The sequence below is a fragment of the Arcicella sp. GW458-12-2-14-TSB2 genome (genome assembly GCF_059423785.1).
The window spans coordinates 1-25,618 of record NZ_JBWKYN010000081.1 but is presented as its reverse complement, the minus strand read 5'-3'; the positions used below and the strand labels follow the sequence as shown (position 1 = coordinate 25,618).

22 protein-coding genes are annotated in these 25,618 nt (G+C 36.5%); 10 read left to right on the top strand and 12 right to left on the bottom strand.

Going from position 1 to position 25,618, the window contains the following annotated elements; genetic code table 11:
* Positions 1–195 precede the first annotated feature (195 nt).
* Positions 196–1,524: a tRNA lysidine(34) synthetase TilS gene (gene tilS / locus AC07XN_RS13005; protein WP_494743401.1), complete on the bottom strand. Its 1,329-nt coding sequence runs from the start codon at positions 1,522–1,524 to the stop codon at positions 196–198.
* 35 nt (positions 1,525–1,559) lie between these two features.
* Between tilS and AC07XN_RS13000 the strand changes: the two genes are divergently transcribed.
* Both AC07XN_RS13000 and AC07XN_RS12995 read left to right on the top strand, forming a co-directional pair.
* Positions 1,560–3,296: an OstA-like protein gene (locus tag AC07XN_RS13000; protein WP_494743400.1), complete on the top strand. Its 1,737-nt coding sequence runs from the start codon at positions 1,560–1,562 to the stop codon at positions 3,294–3,296.
* Between the two features lie 154 nt (positions 3,297–3,450).
* Positions 3,451–4,098: a T9SS type A sorting domain-containing protein gene (locus AC07XN_RS12995; RefSeq protein ID WP_309914262.1), complete on the top strand. Its 648-nt coding sequence runs from the start codon at positions 3,451–3,453 to the stop codon at positions 4,096–4,098.
* Positions 4,099–4,160: 62 nt separating this feature from the next.
* Here the strand turns inward: AC07XN_RS12995 and coaE are convergent, their stop codons facing one another.
* The 6 genes from coaE to nusB all read right to left on the bottom strand — a co-directional run bounded on the left by coaE (position 4,161) and on the right by nusB (position 8,061).
* A complete protein-coding gene (gene coaE / locus AC07XN_RS12990; protein WP_494743399.1) occupies positions 4,161–4,757 on the bottom strand; it encodes a dephospho-CoA kinase in 597 nt (198 codons plus the stop codon).
* On the bottom strand, positions 4,757–5,431 hold the full coding sequence (locus AC07XN_RS12985; protein WP_494743398.1) for a YbbR-like domain-containing protein: 675 nt from the start codon (positions 5,429–5,431) through the stop codon (positions 4,757–4,759). Before AC07XN_RS12985 ends, coaE begins: the two co-directional genes overlap by 1 nt.
* A 182-nt stretch (positions 5,432–5,613) precedes the next feature.
* Complete coding sequence (gene yajC, locus AC07XN_RS12980; protein ID WP_309914255.1) at positions 5,614–5,928, bottom strand: preprotein translocase subunit YajC; 315 nt, start codon at positions 5,926–5,928, stop codon at positions 5,614–5,616.
* A gap of 39 nt (positions 5,929–5,967) precedes the next feature.
* Positions 5,968–6,405 (bottom strand): DUF1573 domain-containing protein, encoded by a 438-nt coding sequence (locus AC07XN_RS12975; RefSeq protein ID WP_309914252.1) that lies wholly within the window; start codon positions 6,403–6,405, stop codon positions 5,968–5,970.
* A gap of 28 nt (positions 6,406–6,433) precedes the next feature.
* On the bottom strand, positions 6,434–6,733 hold the full coding sequence (locus tag AC07XN_RS12970) for a YtxH domain-containing protein (RefSeq protein ID WP_184130374.1): 300 nt from the start codon (positions 6,731–6,733) through the stop codon (positions 6,434–6,436).
* Positions 6,734–6,801: 68 nt separating this feature from the next.
* Positions 6,802–8,061: a transcription antitermination factor NusB gene (gene nusB / locus AC07XN_RS12965; RefSeq protein ID WP_323246021.1), complete on the bottom strand. Its 1,260-nt coding sequence runs from the start codon at positions 8,059–8,061 to the stop codon at positions 6,802–6,804.
* Positions 8,062–8,160: 99 nt separating this feature from the next.
* Here nusB and AC07XN_RS12960 point away from each other — a divergent pair, with 99 nt between their 5' ends.
* From AC07XN_RS12960 to AC07XN_RS12940, 5 genes are all read left to right on the top strand, one after another.
* The gene (locus AC07XN_RS12960) at positions 8,161–9,942 is read left to right on the top strand and encodes an ABC transporter ATP-binding protein (protein WP_494743397.1); all 1,782 of its coding nucleotides are present in this window, start codon (positions 8,161–8,163) and stop codon (positions 9,940–9,942) included.
* A 71-nt stretch (positions 9,943–10,013) separates the two neighbouring features.
* Entirely contained in the window at positions 10,014–10,400 is a 387-nt protein-coding gene (locus AC07XN_RS12955) for a transposase (protein ID WP_494743396.1), read from the top strand.
* Between the two features lie 104 nt (positions 10,401–10,504).
* Positions 10,505–10,954 carry a DDE-type integrase/transposase/recombinase gene (locus tag AC07XN_RS12950; protein ID WP_494743395.1) on the top strand — a complete coding sequence of 150 codons (450 nt, stop codon included), beginning with the start codon at positions 10,505–10,507 and terminating at the stop codon, positions 10,952–10,954.
* A complete protein-coding gene (locus tag AC07XN_RS12945) occupies positions 10,914–11,225 on the top strand; it encodes a transposase (protein WP_494743394.1) in 312 nt (103 codons plus the stop codon). Before AC07XN_RS12950 ends, AC07XN_RS12945 begins: the two co-directional genes overlap by 41 nt.
* A gap of 183 nt (positions 11,226–11,408) precedes the next feature.
* A complete protein-coding gene (locus AC07XN_RS12940) occupies positions 11,409–12,221 on the top strand; it encodes an ion transporter (protein WP_309914244.1) in 813 nt (270 codons plus the stop codon).
* Between the two features lie 12 nt (positions 12,222–12,233).
* Here AC07XN_RS12940 and porD read toward each other — a convergent pair whose 3' ends face one another.
* The 4 genes from porD to AC07XN_RS12920 form a co-directional block, all read right to left on the bottom strand.
* Positions 12,234–13,178 carry a type IX secretion system protein PorD gene (porD, locus tag AC07XN_RS12935; protein ID WP_494743393.1) on the bottom strand — a complete coding sequence of 315 codons (945 nt, stop codon included), beginning with the start codon at positions 13,176–13,178 and terminating at the stop codon, positions 12,234–12,236.
* Positions 13,179–13,212: 34 nt separating this feature from the next.
* Positions 13,213–14,418 carry a bifunctional phosphopantothenoylcysteine decarboxylase/phosphopantothenate--cysteine ligase CoaBC gene (coaBC, locus tag AC07XN_RS12930; RefSeq protein ID WP_494743392.1) on the bottom strand — a complete coding sequence of 402 codons (1,206 nt, stop codon included), beginning with the start codon at positions 14,416–14,418 and terminating at the stop codon, positions 13,213–13,215.
* 98 nt (positions 14,419–14,516) lie between these two features.
* Positions 14,517–14,840, bottom strand: a complete 324-nt coding sequence (locus AC07XN_RS12925; RefSeq protein WP_309914236.1) for a DNA-directed RNA polymerase subunit omega — start codon at positions 14,838–14,840, stop codon at positions 14,517–14,519.
* 51 nt (positions 14,841–14,891) lie between these two features.
* The gene (locus tag AC07XN_RS12920; protein ID WP_309914233.1) at positions 14,892–15,788 is read right to left on the bottom strand and encodes an outer membrane protein assembly factor BamD; all 897 of its coding nucleotides are present in this window, start codon (positions 15,786–15,788) and stop codon (positions 14,892–14,894) included.
* A gap of 435 nt (positions 15,789–16,223) precedes the next feature.
* Here AC07XN_RS12920 and AC07XN_RS12915 point away from each other — a divergent pair, with 435 nt between their 5' ends.
* The gene (locus tag AC07XN_RS12915; protein ID WP_494743391.1) at positions 16,224–19,283 is read left to right on the top strand and encodes a PVC-type heme-binding CxxCH protein; all 3,060 of its coding nucleotides are present in this window, start codon (positions 16,224–16,226) and stop codon (positions 19,281–19,283) included.
* Between the two features lie 256 nt (positions 19,284–19,539).
* Here AC07XN_RS12915 and AC07XN_RS12910 read toward each other — a convergent pair whose 3' ends face one another.
* A complete protein-coding gene (locus AC07XN_RS12910; RefSeq protein WP_494743390.1) occupies positions 19,540–22,395 on the bottom strand; it encodes a T9SS type B sorting domain-containing protein in 2,856 nt (951 codons plus the stop codon).
* Positions 22,396–22,786: 391 nt separating this feature from the next.
* Here AC07XN_RS12910 and AC07XN_RS12905 point away from each other — a divergent pair, with 391 nt between their 5' ends.
* Both AC07XN_RS12905 and AC07XN_RS12900 read left to right on the top strand, forming a co-directional pair.
* Positions 22,787–23,458 carry a succinate dehydrogenase cytochrome b subunit gene (locus AC07XN_RS12905; RefSeq protein WP_309914225.1) on the top strand — a complete coding sequence of 224 codons (672 nt, stop codon included), beginning with the start codon at positions 22,787–22,789 and terminating at the stop codon, positions 23,456–23,458.
* A gap of 94 nt (positions 23,459–23,552) precedes the next feature.
* Positions 23,553–25,535, top strand: coding sequence for a fumarate reductase/succinate dehydrogenase flavoprotein subunit (locus AC07XN_RS12900; RefSeq protein WP_309914222.1), 1,983 nt, complete (start codon positions 23,553–23,555; stop codon positions 25,533–25,535).
* Positions 25,536–25,618 lie beyond the last annotated feature (83 nt).

Below are 25,618 nucleotides of genomic sequence, written 5' to 3'. Positions count from 1 at the left end.
TACTTTTTGCCTTGATGCAAAAAGTAACAAAAAAATCAAGAATTCCTAAACTCGCTCCGCTCAAACAGTAGGAATTCATTGCCCATCAATTACAAAAAAGTGGTCAAAATTAGTTTTTGACCACTTTTTTGATTTTATAATTCTGAATGAATCATGTTCACCCTTCAACTCCGCACTCAAAACTCCCAACTCCAATTATTTCACTTCCATCAAGCAAATCTTAGCAGTCTTTTCTGTGACTTTAAATCTATCATCGATTCTAAAGCCAATTACCCAAACTATTGAACCGTTTGATGTAAGCAGATAGACATCTTTTTTCAAATTCAAAGGTACTTTTTGGTCAATCAGAAAATCGCTGATGAGCTTTTTCTTGTTCATTCCTAAGGGACAAAACCAATCGCCTTCTTTCCATTTACGTAGCTGTAACGGAAAGCGAATCTTGTCAGCATCCAAACAAGCTACCTTTTTAGCTGTCGGCACTACAAAATCTTCTTCTATTTCAGTAAACTCTCCGATATTTAGCATTCTATCGCCAAACTCTACTACCACATTATTTTTCTCGATGGTTTTGCTGGTAAAAGCCTGTAGATTTTTTGGGGTAATGACCAATTCTGTACGGTCTTTTACCAAGGTATGTGTAGGTGTAAGAAACATTTTGCCTGCTTCTTTATCAAAAGCCTCAAAAATATCCTGACTTTGTTGATAGCTAAAATTATAAGGCTTCAACAATTCTGCTAGTTTAATCACAGGTTGTGAAAGCGTTTGAATAGCTTTATAATTCACATAAATTGCCTGCGAATCTGACCAAGTGATTTGCTTTTTGAGCATTTCCATTTCTTGCTCAAAAATATCTTCTACCGCCGTAATTCTTTCTACGGTTTGCTGAATCGTATTTTCAAGATTAGGATTAATCTGTTTTAACAAAGGCACTACTTCATTACGAATCAGGTTACGTTGATATTTATTAGATTCATTAGAAGAATCTTCACGCCAGATAATCTGATTTTCTACGACATAATCAAAAATACTTTCTTTTTCAGCAAACAATACTGGACGAATGATATGCCCATTTTTTACCCTGATACCATGCAAACCTGCTATGCCCGTCCCTTTGGTCAAATTCAGCAATACCGTTTCAAGTACATCATTTTGATGATGCGCCGTAGCGATATAGTCGAACTGATGTTGGATTCTTATTTTTTCAAACCATTCATACCTTAAGATACGCGCAGCCATTTGCGTAGAAATCTTTTCATTTTCGGCAAAATCAGTCGTTTGAAAGGTAGTCACATAAAAAGGTACTTTGTATTTAATAGACAGTTTCTTCACAAACATTTCATCTTCATTCGATTCCTCGCCACGAAGTCCAAAATTGCAATGGGCAATCGCAAAGTTAAGTTTGGCTTTGCTGAAAAGGTCGCACATCACGACAGAATCCATACCACCACTTACCGCTAAAAGTACTTTTTGAGACGGTTGAATAAGATTTTGTTTGTTAATAAACGTTAAAAACTCGTTGAGCATGATTTTATTTGGCTAATTTTGCAAGCACAAGATTTATGAAATATTCCACAAAAATACATCAAATAAAAGTAATTCCAGAATCGATGAAAGCATTTGAAATAGTCAAATCCATTTCCAGTACTTTATCGTATATTTTCATAGGATTAATTTTATCGTTTTTTACTTTTTTTTCAACTAATGCCCAAACTCCTGCTGGAAGCCAAGTAGAAATCATCAAAGCCGACAGTTTGATTGGTCAGAACCAGCCATTTATGCAAATGAAGAAGCTGATTGGCAATGTCGCTTTGCGACAAGGTACTACCCTGATGTATTGCAATCTGGCAATTTTGAATGAAACAACGAATATTCTTGAAGCTTACGGAAAAGTAAAAATTATTCAAGCAGATACGGTCACCATTACTGGGGATACTGCCTATTATTTCGGAAATGAAAGAAAAGCAATCATCAATGGACATGTGAAGTTAGACGATAAAACGATTTTATTGACTACCAATAAGCTAGATTATAATTTGAATACTAGCATTGCTTATTATAATACTGGTGGTAAAATCATTGATAAAAAAAGTACGCTTACCAGTAAGGAAGGCTATTATAATACGGTTACAAAGCTTTTTGATTTTAAAACGAATGTACATGTTATCGATAAGGATGGTAGCCTAACGGGAGATTCCTTGCGGTATAGTACCTTATCCAAAGAAGCTTTTTTTATAGCCCCTACGTTGGTTGTTAATAAAAAAGATACAACATACGCCAACCCCGGTAGCCAATATAATACTATCACAAAGATTTCGAACCTCAAGGGGCGGTCGACTGTAAAAACGGAAGATTATGTCATGACGGCCGATACGATGATTTATGACCCGCCAACCGAAATTGGTATTGCGATTGGGAATATTCATTTTGTCTCGAAAAAAGACAAGGCTATCCTCACGGGCGACCGTGGTAGATATTCGAAGAAAACTGGGGTTACCAGAGTATTCGGACATGCTTTATTGAAGAATGTTTTTGAGAATGACACACTTTTTTTAACGGCCGACACCTTGGTTTCATTGGACAACAAGGAAACCAAAACCAAGAAAATGTATGCTTATAAAAGAGTAATGATTTCTAAAAGTGATTTTGCGGCAAAGTGCGACTCGCTGAGTTATAATGTTTCAGACTCAACTATTTATTTTTATCAGAAACCTATTCTCTGGAATTTAAAAAATCAATCTGAAGCAGACTCAATCAATATCCTACTGAAAAGAAATAAAATCAGTGTGATGAATATGAAGGGCAAGTCTTTTGTGATTGCAACTGATACACTAACAAATTACAACCAGATAAAAGGGCGTAAAATGGTGGTTAGGTTTACGGATGATTCTAAGATTGAAAAAGTGAACGTAGAGGGTAATGGGGAAAGCATCTATTACGCAATTGATGAAAAAAATACCCTAACTGGGATGAATAGAGTACAATGTGGGAAAATGAATATGAATTTTGCTAAAAATAAGATCTCTCGCATAGCTTTTTTAGCTAAACCAGATGGTAAGTTTATTCCGCCCAAAGAAGTAAAAGAAGACGATAAAGAGTTGGATGGATTCAAGTGGCGAATCAGCGAAATGCCAAATAAAGCAAGTATTTTAGCAAGAGTTGCACGTCCTATTATTACCCCTTCATTAACTGCTTCAAAGGATTCTGTCTTGATAAAAAAGGTAGAAAAAAAGATAGAAAAGAAAATTAATGAATTGCCACATAATAAAATAAATAAAAAATCGTTGCCGAAACTTTGAAAATTGAATTTTTTTAATATATTTTTGTTTTATAAATAAAATACTTAAAAGTAAAAGCAACCTTTCAAACGATTTTTAGGTCTATGATAATATAGACACTTAAAAATATTTATTAATTGACTAATGTTGTCTTCATAAAGAAATACTAAATGAAATGAAACCTATACTCTTTAATACAAAAGCTTGGTTAATTTGGGGATGCTTGATATCATCGATATCAGGGATTGCTCAAACTACTGAGAATCGCTATAAAAGTCGCTTGGATGTTAAGCCAAAGCAAAAGACTATGAGCCAGATAACGAGCTCGTCATCTTATAAAAAGATGCCTTTTTCATATTTCCAGCCATCGCACCTTTCTCTTGATAGGAATGTAAACTATCAGCGTGCTGCCATTAGTCAGTATTTTACTAATTCTTTGATGGTACAAACGCCTAAAAACTACGCTACTAAAAATGAAGCTCAAGTGGTTGCATCAACTACTTCTGTTGAAACCAAAGTAGAAGAATCATTTAGTGCTGACGATAAACTATTCAACAACGACAAAATATCAATTTGGAATATCTATCCTAATCCAGCGGATGATATTGCAACGATTAAATATAATATCTCGTCACAAGTAAACGAAGTAAAAATCACTTTTTACAACGTTTTGGGAAGTGAGATTAAAGAAGAAGTTTTAGATAAAGATGCCTCAAGAAAAGAGATTTCTACTAAAGATTGGGGAAATGGCATTTATTTATATCAACTGTCTGCTGATGGCAGATCACTGGTAACCAAAAAGCTTTTGGTTAGACACCAGTGAATAGAAGCTAAAGACTAACAAAAAAACCACTTTCGCATTGAAAGTGGTTTTTTTGTTAGTCTTTATGATGATGTTGCCTTTAGTTTTTGATACAAGGCTAATACTTGGTCTAACAAAGGCTCTTTTTCGTCATTGTTAATTACAAAATCAGCAATTTTCAATCGTTCACTTTCTGATATTTGTCTGGCTATGATGTCTTCAATGGCGGCTTCTGTACGTCCGTCTCTTGCCTTTACACGCTTTATTCTGAGGGCTTTGGGGGCATCTACCACAATTACTTTATCAAAGGCATTTCCATCTCCTGCTGCTTTCATGAGCGCAGCTTCATACAATACAAATGAATGTTGTTGATGGTCTTCAATCCATGTTCGGGCATCTTGCCGAACTGCTGGATGTATAAGTGCATTTAATTGAAGTAGTAAATCTGCATTATTGAATACTTGCGAAGCTACCCATTCGCGGTTGTAGTTGCCATTGGCAGTATAAGCATTTTCGCCTAATAATTGAATAATCGAATTTTTGAGGGGAATATTATGAGCGACAAGCCATTTAGCACGAGTATCGGCTTCATAAATAGAAATACCTAGTATAGAAAAAATCTTACAAACAAGGCTTTTGCCCGAACCTATCCCTCCTGTAATGCCAATTACCTTTGCCATTATTTCAATAATTCTTCAACTTCAAAACTTACACTTACTTTGCTCTTATTGGTTTTCAATATGCCATTTTTAGCAAAAGGAAGCCCTATTTCATCATCAAAATTATCTTTAATCTGTTGTCCAGGCACTTTAATATAAATTGTGCTATCCATATCTTTCAACATAGATTCTGGGCCTTCAATGGTCAAGACTCTTGGATTAAGATTAATCACACTCGATACTACATAATGCTCTTTCAAGGGAATATGTAAGCTATCTATTTTTAAGGTAAAATCTTTCTTGATTTTTTTATCAAATTCTATCTCAAAGCGGTCGGCTACGATATAATTTACCTGTACATCTCTAATATACTCCGCAATAGAATCTGTGAGCATACCAGTATTCAAAAACTTAGTTTTCAGTGGCTTGTTGATAGCATACTGAATAGGCGTTTTATTGAATGAAAATGATTTACGTAATAAATCCCACCCGCTACCAGAAACATTGACAGAAATTTTTTCAGGAAGTGGCTGAGTCGGTATGTAAAGGGAATCGTCGTAAGTAATACGAATAGGAAAGGAAATTTTTTGTGAATAGCCTTCTTTGTTCAAGGCATTCATTATCCAAAAAATAATAGCAGCGAATAGGCTCACTATTACAGCTTTGAAATCAGTTTTTTTAGGAGCGGGTTTCATCTGAAAGAATTTACAAATTGAAGTTATCTCAAAAGATAGACTATATACAAATTATATTCCGATAAAACCTCATCCCCAACCCCTTCTCCTTCAGAGAAAGGGCTGGGGTTGAGGTTGAAAGTCAAAGAATATTTAGTGTTCTTTTCTTTTAACAATCTCTTCAATTAAGGAAATGACAAATTTTATTCGCCAATCTGCGCAGAAGAGTCTTTAGAAATGGCTGTTTTCAAAAACACCATTCTTACTCCTTTGCTTGAATCTACTTCTAATACAACTGTTTTTTCTCTTACAGAAGTAACAGTACCGTGCAAACCACCAATCGTTACTACTTTATCGCCAGCCTTTAATGCATCAACGTATGCTTGTTGCTCTTTCTGTTTTTTTTGTTGAGGACGAATCATGAAAAAATACATGACAACGAACATACCACCAATTAATAAAAGAGAAGATGCACCACCTCCACCGAGCATTCCTTGTAATAAAATACTGTTAAACATATTTGTTTTTTGTTTGATTAAATATTCTTGGGAGTCTTACTATTTCTTTAGTACTTCTACTTTAAAAGAAAAAGTATTTTCGGCAGGAGTAGTATTTGCTATCGCTGTTACTGTTTTACTAAGCTTTCCTTCTTTGCCTTTACTATCAAATTTCACCTTAATAAAGCCTTGCTCACCCGGTTGAACTGGTGAAGTAGAGTACGAAGGCGTAGTACAACCACAAGATGCATTTACACTACTTAGCACTAATGGCATATTACCCGTATTTCTAAATTTATAAATGTGAATAATGGTATCGCCTTGTGTAATTACACCTAAATCTACCGATTGTGAATCAGCTTGCATCACAGGAAATTTATCACTTGTCGGTTTATAGGCAGACGCAGAGTCTGCCATTGTCTGGCTATCGTTCTTTTGTTTATTTTGACAAGCAAAAAAAACACTAATCCCCAATGCCAAAATGATTGCTTTTTTCATACGATGAATATTCGAATTAATTTCAAAATTAGGCTTTAGCTTTAATCTGACTCATCATGCTTTCTACATCCTCTAATAAACGTTCTGCTTTTTCACGTGCTTCGTTTACTACTTTCTTACCTTCAGATTTTGCCATTGTTTCAGGAATTTCTTTTCCATCAATCAAATCTGAAATTAAACCTTGTAGTTGGTCACGATACTTTTGAAGTTGATAAAACAGTTTGTTACGGGTATTTTCTCCTTTATCAGGTGCATATAGAATTCCTAAGGCAGCTCCAACGGCAGCTCCAGTCATGAATGCCCAAAATGTTTTTGATGATTTACTCATTGTATTGCAAGTTATCGGTTAAAAAATCAAATTTATAGATTATGCCTGTTGCGTTGTTCAAATAACCATTATTTATTATCAATCAATCCTCGTCCCGACTTTCTGATGATTCCCTCTTTCTGTAATTTCTGCGAAAGTACATCTAATAAACCATTTATAAACTGCCCTGACTTTGGTGTTGAATAGTTTTTTGCCAATTCAATGTATTCGTTGATTGATACTTTTACTGGAATACTCGTAAAATGAATCATTTCTGCCAAGCCCAACTTTAAAATAAGCATATCTGTCATCGCCAGACGGTCGCCTTCCCAGTTTTGTGTTTGGTCGGTAATGATTTTCTCATACGATTCATCGTTATCCAACACATTATTAAAAAGGTCTACAAAGTAATGCTTATCCTCGTCCCAATTTAATGCCAAAGGCTGTAATGCCAAATCCTCCACTTTCTCAATCTTAAAAGTCTTTACACAAAGGCTTTTAAGCACATCCTTATTTTCGTTCCAATTTAGGTCTTTTTCCTCAAAATAATCAGCAATAAGGTGATGTTTCAGTATGAAAGTTTTTACAAGATACTGAACCAACGCCAAATCTTCCTCAAAAGTATGTTTTGTTATACGAAGGTACGACTGGAAAGTTGTATCAGGCAAGATTGCTTCTAAGAAAAGTTTACGCAAAAGGTTTTGGTCTTCTTCTCCCCATTTAGCATTGCTCCTGATAATACCCGTAGTAAACATCGGTAAATTTTTCAAAGCCATCAATACTTGATTTCTGGCTAATCTTGACGTACGGTGGTCTGTTTCAACTAAACGACGTTGCTCATCCCAAACAGCAATTTCAGTAATTTCTAACAACAATTGAAGCATTTTCAGATAAGCATCATACACTCCTTCCACCTCCGCTACCATGTTATCAGTAATCGTAGCTTTGTCTTTTTTTACATAACTTTTATATGATTCAAGGGCATGTCTTGCTGCATTTTTAGCCTCAGCAGGAATGGTATCATCTGTCGATTTCAGATTGAATAGCTCCTCAAAACGTTGTTCAGCTAACTTACGCAAAGCATCTAGCTTTAGCATTTGTTGCTCTTTAGGAATCATTAAGTCAAGATTTGGGAGAAAAGAATCAGCAATTTGGTCAAATGCTAACTGATAATCAGCACGTTCCGCTTGGCGGAAGGCATAAAGGCTTTGAAATGCCTTTGTTCGGAGAAGTCGTCTGTTTACCATTGGGTAATTTAGAAAGAACGTTTTGGTAGTGAAGCTTTGGTAAAGTAATATTACTTTATCCAAAGAGGGTGCAAAATTAGCATTTTTTAAAGAAAAAAGCATTATTCAAGCACAAAATTTTCAATATAAATGATAATTTTACTGAATACTAAAAGTACATAATGGATGAAACCTTTACTTTCCTCCGTTGGTTATTGAAATATGAAATCCCTAAAGCATCTCAACCAATACTTTCTCAAATATAAATGGTACCTTATTCTAGGTACACTTTTTACATTCATTTCCAATCTTTTTGGCGTAGTTCCTGCTCAGATTGTCCGCTATGCGCTCGATTTAGTCAAAGAAACCATCGATTTATACTTTCTGTATGACGGTTTTGCTTCGCAAAAAATGGTCTATGAATTCTTTGCCTTTTCAATCTTATTGTATGGCTCATTAATTATGATTCTTGCTTTATTAAAAGGATTCTTCCTTTTTTTAGTGCGACAGACACTCATCGTAATGTCCCGCCATATTGAGTTCGATTTAAAGAACGAAATCTATCAGCATTACCAGACACTTCCACTGAGTTTCTATAGAAAGAACAACACTGGCGATTTGATGGCGCGTATTTCAGAGGACGTCAATAAAGTACGAATGTATGTGGGGCCTAGCTTAATGTATGGTCTAAACCTTATTTCAGTATTTATTCTGGTGGTTTGGTACATGCTTTCGGTGAACGAGAAACTTACTTGGTATGTATTATTACCTGTTCCTTTTCTGTCGGGTAGTATATACTTTGTTAATACCATCATCATGCGAAAGTCTGAACAGATTCAAGCAAACTTATCTAAGATTTCTACTTTTACACAAGAGGCATTTTCGGGTATTAGAGTCTTGAAGGCTTTTGTACAAGAAGAGCCCTCAACGATAGCTTTTACGAAACAAGCCAACGTTTATCGGGAAAAATCGTTAGATTTAGTAAAAGTTGACTCACTGTTTACACCATTGGTTTCAGTGTTGGCTGGTCTTAGTTCTGTGATAGTAGTATATGTGGGTGGCTTAGAAGTAATGGCTGGCAGACTTACCGCTGGAAGCATCACCGAATTTATTTTATACGTCTATATGCTGACGTGGCCAATGATTGCCTTGGGCTGGACAACCTCGCAAATACAACGAGCAGCAGCTTCTCAGCAAAGAATCAATGAGTTTTTGAATGTAAAAACTGATATTGTTTCGAAAGAAGATATTCGTCATACTGTTGAAGGGGCTATTGAAATGAAAAACGTTAACTTCACCTATCCAGATTCGGGGATTGTGGCTTTAAAGGATTTCTCTATGACGATTAAGCCTGGCGAATCTATTGCTATTTTAGGCACTACAGGCTCTGGGAAAAGTACAGTAGCCAATTTGCTTTGTAGAATGTATGATGCCTCCGCAGGAGAAATAAATATTGACAGCTTGCCCATCAAAAGCTTGAATGTAAATATGTATCGTTCACAAATTGGATATGTGCCTCAAGATGTTTTCTTGTTTTCAGACTCTATCCGAAACAATGTGAGTTTTGGAAGTAGTGACATGACGGAAGAAACTATCATTAAAGCTGCCAAAGACGCTGATTTATACAATAATGTGATAGATTTTCCTGAAGGTTTTGATACGGTTTTAGGAGAAAGAGGTGTAACTTTATCTGGCGGACAAAAACAACGCTTATCTATTGCACGTGCCATCGCACGTGAACCCAGAATCTTAATATTGGATGATTGCCTTTCAGCCGTAGATACCAAAACTGAAAACCAGATTTTGAATAATCTACAAGAAATTATGAAAGGTAGAACATCTGTTATTATATCGCACAGGGTTTCTTCTGCCAAATTAGCAGATAAAATCATCATGCTCGACGATGGCAATATCATAGAACAAGGTACGCATGAAGAACTGATGAATGCTAATAATGTGTATAGAGAACTCTACGAAAAACAATTACAAGTAGAAGAGGTATGAGTTGTGAGTGATGAATTATGAGTAATGAGTGTCATGTCCTGATATAGCTTTACAAAAATGTAAAGATAGACATGACAAAAGCATCACAGAAAAGTATTCGGTACAGTATTAGCTTTAAGCAAATGGTAGTTAAAGAAGTAGAGTGTGGGAAAAGTATTGGAGAGACCGCCCGTAAGTATGGCATTACCGGAGGTGCTACCATACAAAATTGGATAAAAGCTTTTGGGAAGACCCATTTGTTAAATCAAGTAATCCGCATCGAAACGATGAATGAAAAAGATAGAGTAAAAGACTTAGAGTCTCAAGTAAAAGAGTTGAAAATAGCCTTAGCTGACTCTTTGTTAGCTCAACGTTGCTTGGAGAGTTTGGTAAGTGTTGCCGATAAAGAATACAAGACCGATTTAAAAAAAAGTTTTGGTATGAATGCATTGAAAGTCAACGACAAACCCAAAGCTTAATATCGCTTTGTAACTACTTTGGAGTAAGTCGACAAGCTTATTATTTTCGTAGTAATACATCAATAAGAGTATCACTAGAGACCGATTTGATTTTAGAGTTAGTTATGAGTATTCGTAAGAGTAATCCTAAGATGGGGGTAAAGAAGTTATATAAACTTTTATCGATTAACATCCATCGGATAGATTGGAATATGGGGAGAGATAAATTCTTTAAGTTACTAAGGTCAAATGATTTACTTGTAAAAAAGACACGAAAGTACGTTGTTACCACCCAATCCTTTGGTTACATTTATAAGTATGATGACCATTACAATAAGCAAGTGTGGACGGCTCCCCATCAGGCTTGGGTAAATGATATTACTTACATTCGTTTGCAGAATAAATTTCAATATTTGTTTTTAACGACAGACGCATTTAGCAGGAAGATTATTGGTTGGCAACTAGCTGATTCTCTTGAATCAAAATGGGCGATTCAAAGCTTAAAGATGGCAATAGTTCAATGTCCTAATACCAATGGAATTGTGCACCATCGCTTCGGCGATCCGATCAGATAGAGGATTCCAGTATTGTTCCAAAGCTTATACACAACTATTAAATAGTCATGACATCACAATCAGTATGGGCAAAATAGGTTATTGTTACGATAATGCCTTGGCAGAAAGAGTTAATGGAATCCTCAAAGATGAATATAGTTTAGATGTAACTTTTACCAATGAAAAAGTAGCTTTAAAAGCTACCCAACAGGCTATTTTAGCTTATAACACACAAAGACCACATTGGTCTTTGAACTTACAAATACCTCAACAGGTACACTTAGTAGCTTAGTTATCCACAATTTTTGACTTATTAACAAAAGAAAGAAAGAAGCAAAAAAAGAAAATTAACAACAATAGTAAATCATAAAAAAAGTGTAAAGTAAAGTCAGGACATGACAGAGTTTAATACCCAAGCGTGCTTTATTTTATATCTGCTAATTAGTCTTATAATATCATAAAATCATTTTATCGAATGAATAGCAATTGGTCTAGAAAAGAAATCTATAAAGTATTAGAAGTAACACGAGGTAAAAAAAGCACTGCTTCGTTAGTATTCAATGCTATTTTATTAACAACGATTTCTCTGAACACCTTTGCTATCATCTTGCATTCGGTAAAAAGCCTAAGGCATGATTTTGTTTCTTTCTTCAGTGATTTTGAATACTTCTCAGTTATCTTCTTTACAATAGAATATTTCGTTCGGCTGTGGGTGTGTGTTGAGAATGAAAAATATCGCCATCCTCTTTGGGGCCGAATCCGTTATATGTTTTCAGCAGGGGCATTGATTGATTTACTGGCAATTATGCCTTTCTATTTATCTAATTTCACGTCAGATACTGGCTTAATCAGGATACTTCGTTTATTCAGAATTTTCAGGCTATTCAAATTTTCAAGATATGTACATGCCTTAAAAGTAATTGAAAGTGTATTTAAAGAAAAACGAGAAGAACTTATCTTAAGTTTTGTCTTTTTTATATTTACATTACTAATTTCGTCTGCTACGATGTATTATATTGAAAACCAAGCACAACCAAATATTTTTTCAAGTATTCCAGCTACTATTTGGTGGGGTGTTACTACGATTACTTCGGTAGGATATGGAGATGCCTATCCCATTACACCACTAGGAAAATTATTAGGAGGCATCGTTGCAGTTGCAGGCGTTGCGATGTTCGCCTTACCAACGGGTATTTTTGTGTCAGGCTTTAATGAACATATAAAATCTTCTAAACAAGATAAAAAAGACTTTAAGTTTTGTCCTCATTGTGGGGAACAATTATCTTAAAGTCCTTCTGTATTATTTACTCAGTTTCCTGTATGCTTCAGAATTATTAGGATCAAGCGAAGTAAGCAATGGCACTATCTTTTTCCTTTCATCAAGCGGAGCATCGCCATAGATATTCAATAATTCAGTAGATTTTGCTTCAAAGAAAAGACGATACCAAATTTGTCCAGGGCGGTTTTGAATTACCTGCTTAATGGTATTCAAGTATTCCGTTATTTGTTTTCTACTAGCTGCAGGGTCAGTAGCATAATTATCCATCGCAATGCGATGATAAGTATAGAAGCCCTCACGTAGGCTTTGTAGCTGTTGATTCAACAGATTTTCGGCCACCCAATATCTACTACGAATATCATTTGAAGACGACCAACCTCCACCCGCATTTTGAGCTAAATTCACTACGTTCAATGCTTTCTGAGCGGCATTAATACCTCCCATTTTTTCAAAGGAATCATAATCATAAGCCAAAGCTATGTAGGCATAAAAGGCTAATATCTGCGTTAGGTTGTCGTTATAATTATTATCATTATAAGTAAGGGGCGTGCCTGAGATATATTTGAATACGAAATTTCTATCTACATAATTTAAAATGACAGTTTCATAAGCAGAACCATATACGGGACGGGTAACCTGAAAACGAGCGTTGGCTTCATAGTCTCCAGTGGCAGTAGCTTTAGTAATAATCAAAGCTAATGAACAATTGATTTTCTCTTCAGGTGCAAAGTTATCATTTGTCCAACGACGGTTGTTCATAAATTCTTGCATGACATTCTGCAATTCTGTATAAATCTGTGTAGCACCACGCTGTTCATTTACCTGTATTTGGTCTGTAGAAATCGTTACTCTACAATTAATCTCTTGGGCTTGTAGGGGCTGTGACAAAGCCAACATTCCCATCAGAGCCATCACCCAACAAAGTGTATATTTATAAAAAGTATAATATGTAATGCTATTTTTCATCAATGCTATTTTTCGAAATTGATTCATTTACTTTCTATTCACTCATCATGGTATTAATGATGGCGTCTATAATGTCCTGAGCAACATCTTGTTTTGATTTCAAATCAAACTCAATGATGCTATCATCTTTTTTGATAATGCTTACTTTATTAGTATCGTGCCCAAAGCCCGCACCAGCATCTTGTAAGGAATTCAGGACAATCATATCAAGATTTTTAGACTTGATTTTCCCTTTTGCATTGTCAACTTCGTTATCCGTCTCCAAGGCAAAGCCAATCATCAATTGGTCTGAACGTTTTTGTTTCCCCAAAGTTTTGGCAATATCAGTCGTCTTGATAAGCTCTATACTAAACGTATCTTCTTTCTTTTTTATTTTCTTATCTGCCACCATCGCAGGGGTATAGTCGGCTACGGCTGCGGCCAGAATAATAATATCTGCTACTTCAAAATTTGCTTGCGTAGCAATATACATTTCTTGGGCTGAATGTACTTTTATTAAATTGATGCTCTCGTCTGGTTTTTTCAAGGCTACTTGTCCGCTTACTAGCGTTACTTTTGCACCCGCTTTGGCTAGTTTGTTCGCAAGGGCATAGCCCATTTTTCCTGTAGAATGATTACTGATAAAACGAACAGGATCGATGGATTCTTGGGTTGGTCCAGCGGTAATCAGTATATTTTTGTTGGCTAATACAGGATTGACAGAAAAATGTTTTTGCAGGACTTCCAGTAATTCTTCGGGTTCGGCCATACGCCCATCTCCTACTAAGCCACTGGCTAATTCCCCATAGCCTGCCTTGATGATGTGGTTTCCATATTCTGTCAGCTTTGCAAGGTTTGATACAGTACTCGGATGTTTGTACATATCCAAGTCCATAGCAGGGGCAAAATATACTTCACATTTAGCCGAAAGATAAACGGCAGTCAGCAAATCATCGCAAATGCCATTCGCACATTTAGCCAACGTGTGGGCTGTTGCGGGGGCAATCAGCATCACGTCGGCCCATAAGCCTAAATCAACATGATTATTCCATTGCCCAGTTTTATCTTTTACAAAAGCCGACAAAACTGGATTTTTTGAGAGTGTCGATAATGTAAGTGGTGTAATAAATTCTTTAGAGGCCTCTGTCATTACAATCTTTACCTCTGCCCCTTCTTTCACCAAAAGCCTAGTGAGTATCGCAATTTTATAAGCAGCAATGCTACCCGAAACACCTAATAATATTTTCTTGCTTTTAAGCATCTTATTCAACACTGGTTTATGGATACAAACTTAATCAAAATCAAAAAGGTCAAATGTAAAACATCTGACCTTTTTGATTAATAATTGATAGAAAGTTCCTAGTCTTCCGATTTATCATCGTTTTTCGGCAAAGTGAAAGTAAATTTATCTTCCATAAATTCGTCGATAGCTAATGAAGTTGGCTTTGGCAAACGCTCATAGAATTTTGAAATTTCAATTTGCTCACGATTTTCAAAAATTTCTTCTAAGTTATCTACAGAAGAAGCAAACTCTGATAATTTATTGTTCAATTCTTCTTTAGACTTCAAAGCAATTTGTCTTGCACGTTTCGAGATGATTGCTACGGCTTCATACGTATTTCCTCCTGCTTTAATAGCGAGTTTATCTACGTCTCTGGTAATGATTGATGGATTCGTTGCCATATCTTTGGTTGTTCTACTGTTTCTTGTTAAATGTTTTTACTAAAATACTGATTACTTCTGTTTGTCGCCAGCACCCACTTTAGACGTATTAGATTTCTCTTTGTCTCTAGCGGCTTTGTACTCTGCTTCAAGTTTTGCAATTCTGTCACTTTCTTTAAAGCTGATGTCATATAATTTCTCAGCTTTTTTCAAGAAGTCACTCTTAGGATATTTATCCACTAAATCTTGATAATACTTAATAGCATCATCAAAACGTTCTTTTTGTTTACTTTCAATGGTACTTTGAGCCAAATCAAATTGTGATTGAACTTTTAAGAAGGCTAACTCTTCGTTATAATCTGAATCGGGATAATCTTTCTGAAAATTATTGATTTCAATGACAGCAGATTTCAAAGTAGCAATATTGAATTCACTGGTTTTATAATAGAGCTTTACTTTTTCATAAGACTTCTTCTCTAATTTCTTTCTTAGCTCCTTAATCAAATCAGATGTTTCTTCTCTAAACTTACTGTCTGAGTAGTTATTAATAAAGTTTTGCAACTCATTAATGGCTGTAATCGTCCCGCTTTGGTCAAGATTGAACTGCGGAGAGTTTTTATATAATGAATAGGCAGACATATACACTGCTTCCTCATAATATTCGCTTCTGGCAAAAGTTTCAGCAAAACGTTTGAAATGGAAATTTGCCATTTCATAATTGCCAGTGTGATAATCGCAATAAGCTTGATAAAACGTAGCGATTTCTTGTTGGTCTGTTCCCGTTAAAATTGGCAACAATTCCTCAAAGAGTATGCTTGCTTTGTCGTATTGACCTTTCTTGAAAAAACGAATAGCTGCGTCATACTTTTTCTTCTCATCAGTCATCTTTCTGATTTTTTCGAAATTGCTACACGCACTGAGGGTCAAAGCAAACAGTATAAATAATAAAAATTTGTGAGTTCTCTGCATAAGTTCGCAAAGTTAAGTAATTTTTGGGAGTTTGAAAATCAATACTTGTATTTGTTAATCAGAAATTAAGCAAAGTCAAATTTCGTCATTAAAAAGACCGTAACCATTAGTTTTCAATAAGTTTTAACGAATTTTAACAAATAATCTTATTCTGTTGGGCTAATAGATTTTATAAAACAGACTGTTTTGCCTTTTTTACATTGTTTATCGCTGTAATTTTTCCTGACTTAACTTTTTATTGATAAGTTGATAGGCTTTAAATATTCAGATACAGTTCTATAGAGTTCTCTTTTTTTTAACGCCTTCCCTACAAGAAAGTACAAGTTTATATCACTAATTTAATATTTTCGGGTTTATCAATCAGTACAAATCACGATAATATTGCTTTTAAGTGAAAAGTATTTTTGAAACTATTGTTCATAAACCATATTTTCCATGTCAAATAAATTATCCACTAAACTTCGTTTTGGAATCCCAACAGTTTTGCTCGGTGGTGCATTGCTCACCACTGCATATCAAAACTCCCCTTCCAGTCGCTTTATTAATCATTATGTAGATTCAGTATTGACAGAAGCTCAAAAAAGATTACCTGATAATTCGCTGGAAGGTGTAAAGATGACAGATGGATTAACTGTAAAAACTTTTGCGACTGAGCCGATGTTGATAAACCCCACAGATATTGATGTGGATGCGAAAGGAAGAGTTTGGGTATTAGAGGCTTATAACTATCGCCCTAATATCACTTTAAACCCAACCAAAAAAGAAGGAGATAGAATAGTTATTCTGGAAGATAAAGATGGAGACGGCAAAGCAGATGGCAGTAAAGTATTCTATCAGGATGCTTCCTTGAATGCTCCTTTGGGCATTGCAGTATTAGGAAATGTAGTATTGGTTTCACAAAGCCCTTATGTTTGGAAATTAACTGATACTGATGGAGATGACAAAGCTGATAAAAAAGAAATTTTGTTTCAAGGCATCGGTGGCGAACAACACGACCACGGTATGCATACGTTTGTTTTTGGACCAGATGGTAAGCTTTATTTCAACTTCGGAAACGAGGGTCGTCAGTTAAAAGATGCAAACGGTAATATTGTGAAAGACCAATTTGGCAAAGAGATTTCGCCTAAAAACTATCAAGAGGGCATGGTATTCCGTTGTAATTTAGACGGTTCGGAAGTAGAATGTTTAGGGCAAAATTTCAGAAATAACTATGAGGTAGCGATTGATTCTTACGGTACAATGTGGCAATCGGATAATGATGATGATGGCAACAAAGGGGTAAGAATTAATTATGTAATGGAATATGGCGATTTTGGGTATAAAGATGCCATGACGCACGCTTCATGGCCAAGTAATCGTACAAATATTGAAGAAGAAATACCAAGACGCCACTGGCATTTAAATGACCCCGGAACCGTACCAAACCTTTTACAAACAGGTTCTGGCTCACCAACGGGTATGATTGTGTATGAGGGCAATTTATTACCAAGTGCTTTTCAAGGGCAGATGATTCACTGCGAACCGGGGCATAATGTGGTGCGTTCGTACCCAGTTCAAAAATCGGGTGCTGGCTATACTGCTGACATCGTAAATATCATGAAACAGGAAAAAGACCAATGGTTTCGTCCTGCTGATGTTTGTGTAGCTCCTGATGGTTCGTTAATCGTAGCCGACTGGTATGACCCAGGCGTAGGTGGCCACCAAGCAGGTGACCAAACACGTGGAAGGATTTACAGAATTGCCCCTAGCAATACGCCTTATAGCGTTCCAAGTTTAGATTTATCAACTCCTACTGGTGCTATTACGGCCTTAACAAGTCCTAATATTGCTACGAGGTATTTGGCATGGGAAGCCCTGACTAAATTTGGCAAAAGTGCTGAACCCGAATTATTGAAACTGTGGGCATCAGATAACCAAAGAATGAAAGCACGAGCTTTCTGGGCTTTGTGTAAAATTATTGATGGTAAAAAATATGTAGAAATTGCTTTAGCAGATGCGAATCCAGATATTAAAATAGCAGGCTTGAGGGCAGCACGCCAGTTGAAACTAAATGTGATTGAGTACGTAAAACAATTGGCAACTAGCAACGACCCACAAATTTTGAGAGAATGTGCCATTGCACTACATGGTAATACTTCTGCTGAAGTTCCTACTATTTGGGCAGACTTAGCATCAAAGTATGATGGTAAAGACCGTTGGTATCTTGAAGCATTAGGCATTGGTGCAGACAATAATTGGAATGCTTGCTTTGCAGCTTACCTCAAAAAAACACCAGACCCAACGTTAACCCTAGCGGGAAAAGACATTGTTTGGCGTGCTAGAACAACGGAATCTGTAAAGTTTTTGGCTAGCTTGGCAACCGATAGTCATATCAGCTTAAAAGAACGCTTACGTTATTTCAGGGCTTTTGATTTTATCAAAGGCAAAGAGAAATCCGAAACATTATTATCATTATTAAAAGGCAATGCTACAGAACAAAATGCCATTAATAAACTTGCATTAAACCATTTAGATGTAGACTTTGTAAGAACCTCTCCCCTAGCCAAACAATCGCTCAGTAAATTATTGAGTACCTTGAGCGGGAAAGAATACATAGAACTACAAACTAAATATTTGTTACCTGAGGAAAACTCACGCTTGTTAAGCATGGTCAGTAAAGGCGAAATGCCACGTCAGGCAGCAGAGGCTTTGATAAAATCACCAGAAGGATTAATCATGGTAAAACAAATCATCAATGACCCTAAGAAAGAAGTGTTGGCTCTTCAATTATTAAACGGTATTAAATCAAATGGTGGACAAGTATCGATAGATATTCTGAAGGGTTTGATGCTTAATAAAACACGTTCAGTGAGCATTCGTCGCGAAGCCACACGAGCTATTGGCGATAGCGACAGCGGACAAAATTTGATTTTAGCATATTTGAAAGAGGGTAAAATTGAGAAAGATTATATTCCTTTTGCCGTAGAGGGTGTTAGTAAGGCTTGGCGTAGAAATGTACGTATTGAAGCATCAAAATATTTAGGAGCATCAACAAGTACAGCTAAAAAACTACCTCCTGTAACAGAATTGGTTGCTTTAACGGGCGATGCTAAAAAGGGAGCTGCGGTGTTTGCTAGCAATTGTTCGGTATGTCATCAAGTAAATGGTGAGGGGATGGATTTTGGGCCAAAGCTTTCTGAAATTGGGTCAAAACTAGGGAAAGATGGTCAGTATTTTGCCATTATGTATCCAGATGCAGGTATTGGTTTTGGCTATGAAGGATGGGACATTAAAATGAAGGATGGCTCTACCATGAGTGGTATTATTGCTTCAAAAACTGAAACTGATATTAGTTTGAAAATGCCAGGAGGAATTGTTCAGAATATCAAAACCAGTGCTGTAAAATCAATGAAGATGATGAATAATTCAATGATGCCTACGGGATTGATGGACGGAATGAGTAAAGAAGAGGCAGTAGACTTAATTGAGTTCTTGACAAGCTTGAAGAAGAAGTAAAATAAAGCTGTGAGCTTAATAGCCGTGAGTTATGAGCTTATTACTGATTACACAAATTATTATAAGTTATTAACAATCAGACACCTTATCACTAGCGAGGGACTTAAGTCCCTCGCTAGTGATAAGGGCTTCACGTAGCATGAGGTCTTCAACGTTTGGTTGTAAAGGCAGTTGGTGAGCTTTTGATAACCCACATAAAAAAGGCTTGAAGTTTTAAAACTCCAAGCCTTTTTTTGATGTAATGTATTCAATAATACTATCTTAATAACTCAATCCAACCTTTTAATTTAACTGTTGGATAACTAGGGTCTAACATCAAGAATTTCACTTCTGCATTATAGAAATAAGTTCCTACTGGCAATTCTTTTCCGTTAGTGTCAGTACCATTCCAAGCTAATTTTGGTCCAGTATAGTCATATACTTTTTGTCCCGCACGGTTGTAAACACTAAAGATTATGCTTTGAACAAATCTTGGGCATCTCATTGCTTGGAAAATATCGTTCTTGCCGTCGCCATTAGGTGTAAAGACATTGGGCAATTCAAAACTCGGACAGTTATCCTTGCAAACTTTATTACTTGGCGCACTTTCAGTGCCATATTTATCCGTAGCAGTGACATAATAACAACCCAAATACGAATCATTTTTTATATGGGTAAACGTCTGAGCAGGCGGTGTTGGGCTAGTTACTTCACCAACTTTCGTGTAAGTGCCATCTGAACTTTCAGCATAATATATCGTGTATTTTACAATATCCTTCGTACAATCACTTCCAGAAGCAGATTTATCTGGATTAGTCCACGTCAATTTATTCTCGAATGATGTTAAATCACAATTGGTATTATCCTTTTTGTATTTATCACAATCAAGTAAATCAATGGTCAATTGTGGAGCACAAGGCACAATATCACTCAAAGGCGTTGCACAGATAATCTGCGAGAAGTTATAGTAGATATCAGGTTTAATCCTTGCATCTCCGTAAGTACCTACTGTTTCTACTTTATAACAATAGCTAGAATCTTGCGACATTTTTGCAAGCGCTATTCCGTCGGCAGCATAAGTATCAGCCCCTGTATCAGTAAAGGCAAAAGTCCCTGCTGTAGTGACAGGCACATCAGCAATACGGTTAAATACGCCTGAACCCGAACGTGTTTCTCTGTAAACTCGGTGAATTTGGTTTTCGTTTTTCCAAGGTACGATAGCTTGCCATGACAAACGAACTGACTTTTTATCTGGTGTTGCAGCCAAACGCACGCTACTTGCTTTATCTGTACTATCCAACAACGTTAAGCCTGTATTACTGGTATAATAAAATGCAATGCGATAGGTATAAGCATTAGCAGTTGTATTCAGGTTTTTATCTACAAAAATTGTATCAGCCTTACCCGACAAATCAGTATCGATATTTGGTGAAACTTGTACAAAGTTTGTTCCGTTCAATCCTGTTGCTCTTGACAAACGATATTGATATGGTCCTTTGAAAACATTTTTGTCTAATCCAAGCGGGCGAGTCCATTTTATGGTCATCTCTCCAGTCGTAGCATCCGTTTTATCTACTGTTACGTTCGTCATGACAGACATCTGTATTGGCAAGTTCGTACAAGCTTGGTCAGAAACAATGCTTTCAGCTTTGTTAATACCATTCGTAAACTCAACTACTGTTCTATAGCTATAATCAGTATTTCGTTTTAAGTTTTTATCAACATAACTTGTTGCAGATACAGGCACTCTAGCTACTTCTACATATCCTAAATTAGCTGGCAAACCTGTACTACATGTAGTAGGAGTATAATTAGTACAACCTTCTTTACGATAGATAACAATTTCTGATCCTGCATTTTGACAAGTGTAACTATCCCAAGTTAATGTGATTGTTTTATTGGCAGCATCGCCAGTTGCTTTCAGGTTTTTAATTCTTGGCGCTACTATCCTAATCTTCCATATTTTACTATCTACCAAGCTAGGAATAAGCCCACTCCGTGGTAAATCCTGTGCTTTAAAGAGAATATCATAAGGTTCTTGCCGAATATGATTACAACCCGTTTGCCATACAAATCTACCAGAAGCTGGCGATGCTTGATTAGCAGTTGAAGTAAACGTAGCATATTGTGGGCCAATAAAAGTAGTACCGTCTGGTAATCTATAAACAGCTCCTGTTGAGATGATTGTCATATTATCTACTCTTCCAGAGTTAGAAGGCGTATCAGTAGCAGTAATCGTTTGGCTAATTAATGTACCCGCCTCCACGCATATATCATCAGGTACTTTAATCACTGGAGGTTTGTTATCAGCATCTTTTACTTCTATTTGCATATCTCTTTCTGTAATAGAAATCAATACGCCATTTCGCCACTCTTCTACATAAAATGCACAGTTATATAAGCCGATTTCTTGAGGCACATCCCAAATCAAATCGCCCGTCAGGGCATTAATCGTAAAGCTACTTGGTGTAGTAGCTACTTCATTAGGCTGGCGGAAACCCGGTACTGAATCTCCTTTTCTATCAGTACAGTTATCTTGATCACCTCTTCTACAAAAAGTAAGACGGTAGGCCAAACTATCGCCATCTACATCAATGGCATTAGGGTTATGAATAAATTTTTGTCCGACAACTGCCGTTAAATCAACCGCAGGGTTTAATAACACTGGCGTAGAGTTAAGTCCTAGCCCTGGGTTTACCTTAAAAATAGTTTCAACATAAAAGGCCACTGCATCAGATGCCCCACCGATGTTTCTAACGCCTTGGTTTCGGTTAGAAATCGCCACAGTTACTTTATAATCTGCCGCACCCGAATAGGTATAAATTGCTTTATAGATACCTTTCCCGATTCCGTTACCAATGTCTTCCCCATTACCACCGCCGTTAATACGAGGAGCACGAATACTACCAATACCATCACCAAAACAAAAAGACGCATCACGTTGGTCTTGCCACGCCCTAAAGCCTGTGTTTAAGTCACAATAAATTGTTAGCGTAAACTCATAAGTAAAGGAAGTTGAAGAAATTCTTTTTACAGAAATTTCTCCGCCTCTCATGTGTGTTGCGAAAGACTCTGTAGTGGACAGTATCAGTAAAAGGCCTAATACAAAAAGGTAAAATTGTTTAAATCTCATAAAAATTTAGAATATAAAATTCGGATGATTTGCCTACAAGTTAAATATTATTTTTTTGGCTAACTAACGAAACAAAAAATCGAACATTAAGTTAAATTACAAGAGCCAACAGGAAGGCTCTTCAAAATTAATGTTTAACAATAAAAACAAGATCTAAGTCTTATTTTATTGTAAAAAAACGTAAAAACATTATAAATAATTGCTAAAAAGTGATAGATAATTTGATACACAATTGTTTGGGTCGTAGTTTTGGGGAGGATATTTAGTTTTAAAATACTAGATACTAATTATTCGTGACATTTATCCTTTCAAAGAATCAAATTCACCCATAGTTATTATCTACTCACCTAAAACTATTAACCATTTTAATGATAACTAAAACAATTAAAAGATGTCTTGGGTAACAAAAACACTAACGAGTTCACTGGGTAGAAAACTACTGATGGCCATTACGGGATTATCGTTGATAGGCTTTCTTGTGGTTCACTGTGGAATCAATGCATGTATTTTTTTAAACGACGGTGGCGAAACTTTCAATGAAGCAGCAGAATTTATGGCACACAACTGGCTAATTAGGACTGCTGAAGTAGGCTTAATGCTAGGCTTTATTATCCACATTGTGGATGGATTAATGCTCTGGAAAACAAATTCAGAGAAACGTCCTGTAAAATATGCTGTCGTAAAAGGAGAAGCTAATTCTACATGGTACTCACGTTCTATGGGCCTTTTAGGTTCATTATTACTGATTTTCCTAATTATTCACCTTCGTCATTTTTGGGTAGTTAGCCGTTTTACTGATGAGATTACAAGTGGAAGAGAAACTCTTTTCGGTGAGATGAAAGAAGTTTTTGAAAACCCAATTGTTGTTGTTGTTTATGTGTTGGGTTGCATTTCTCTGGGCTACCATTTATTACATGGCTTCCAAAGTGCTTTTCAAACGATGGGATGGAATCACCCGAAATATACTCCATTTGTTAAGTCTTTGGGTACTTGGTTTTCGATTATCGTACCCATTATTTTCGCGGCAATGCCAATAGCAATGTATTTCGGATGGATTGCATAATGAAAAAGTGTATTTGATATAAATGTATACATTTCATTATATTCTTTCATCACTCCATCACACGATTCTCAATCATAATTCTTAATCAAAAATTATGTCAACTAAATTAGATGCTAAAATACCAGGAGGACTATTACCAGAAAAATGGACAAAGTTCCGTTCTACTGTACCCTTGGTAAACCCCGCAAATAAGCGGAATATTGAAATTATTGTTGTAGGAACTGGCTTAGCTGGTGCTTCTGCGGCAGCCTCTTTAGCTGAAATGGGATATAAAGTTAAGGCTTTCTGTTTCCAAGATTCTCCTCGCCGTGCACACTCAATCGCTGCACAAGGTGGGGTTAACGCTGCTAAAAATTACCAAAACGATGGTGACTCTGTTTACCGTCTTTTTTATGATACTATCAAAGGTGGTGATTACCGTGCTCGTGAAGCAAACGTTCACCGTTTGGCTGAAGTATCTGGTAACATCATTGACCAATGTGTGGCTCAGGGTGTTCCTTTTGCACGTGAATATGGTGGATTGTTGTCTAACCGTTCTTTCGGTGGTACACAGGTACAACGTACTTTTTATGCAGCAGGACAAACTGGTCAGCAATTATTGTTGGGTGCTTATTCTGCGTTACAACGTCAAGTTGGTTTAGGTAATGTAGAATTGTTTACTCGCCACGAAATGATGGACGTAGTAGTGATAGACGGCAAAGCGCGTGGTATCATTGCTCGTGATTTGATTTCTGGTAAATTAGAACGTCACTTTGGACATGCTGTGTTGTTGGGTACGGGTGGATACGGAAACGTATTTTACTTATCTACTAACGCAATGGGGTCAAACGTAACGGCGGCTTGGAAAGCGCATAAAAAAGGTGCTTTCTTCGGAAACCCTTGTTATACACAAATTCACCCTACTTGTATTCCTGTTTCTGGCGACCACCAATCAAAGCTTACTTTGATGTCGGAATCGTTGCGTAACGATGGACGTATCTGGGTGCCATTAAAACAAAATGATAATCGCCCAGCCGCTCAGATTCCAGAGGAGGAACGCGATTACTACTTAGAACGTCGTTATCCTGCCTTTGGTAACTTAGTACCTCGTGATATTGCGTCGCGTGCGGCTAAAGAACGTTGCGACGAAGGTTATGGTGTGGGTGCTTCTAAAAAAGCGGTTTATCTTGACTTCGCTGCGGCTATCTTACGTTATGGACGTGGAGAGGCTACAAAAAAAGGGATGCACAATGCTACTACCGAAGAGTTGCAAACAATGGGTAAAGAGGTTGTGAAAGAGAAATACGGTAACTTGTTTGATATGTACAAGCAAATTACTGGTGAAGACCCTTACGAAGTGCCAATGCGTATTTATCCTGCGGTTCACTATACAATGGGTGGACTTTGGGTTGATTATAACTTAATGACTACAGTTCCAGGGCTTTATGCAATGGGTGAAGCCAACTTCTCTGACCACGGTGCTAACCGTTTAGGTGCATCTGCTTTGATGCAAGGCTTGGCTGATGGTTATTTCGTAATTCCTTATACTATCGGTGCTTATTTATCTGGGGATATTCGTACTAAAGCGATTCCAACAGATGCTCCTGAATTCGTTGCTGCTGAAAAGGCTGTTCAAGATACTATCGACAAGTTGATGTCTATCAAAGGGACAAAATCTGTTGATTATTTCCACAAGAAATTAGGTTTAATTATGTGGGATAAATGTGGGATGGCTCGTAACGAAAAAGGATTGAAAGAAGCTATCGCTGAAATTCAAGAAATCAAAAAACAATTCTGGTCTGATGTTCGTATTCCGGGTGATGCAGATGAATTTAACCCTGAATTAGAAAAAGCAACGCGCGTAGCCGACTTTATCGAACTAGGAGAATTGATGTGTATTGATGCCTTGAACCGTAACGAATCTTGTGGTGGTCACTTCCGTGAGGAATACCAAACAGAAGAAGGAGAAGCCCTTCGTGATGACGAGAACTACGCTTACGTAGCTGCATGGGAATACAAAGGCGACTCTCAATTCGAACTACACAAAGAGGAATTGGTTTATGAGAATATTAAGATTGCTCAGAGAAGTTACAAATAATTTGAAAATTTGATGATTTGAAGATTTGAAAACGAAAGTTTTAGAAGTATAAGGCTAACAATTTGAAAGAGATGTTTTATTTT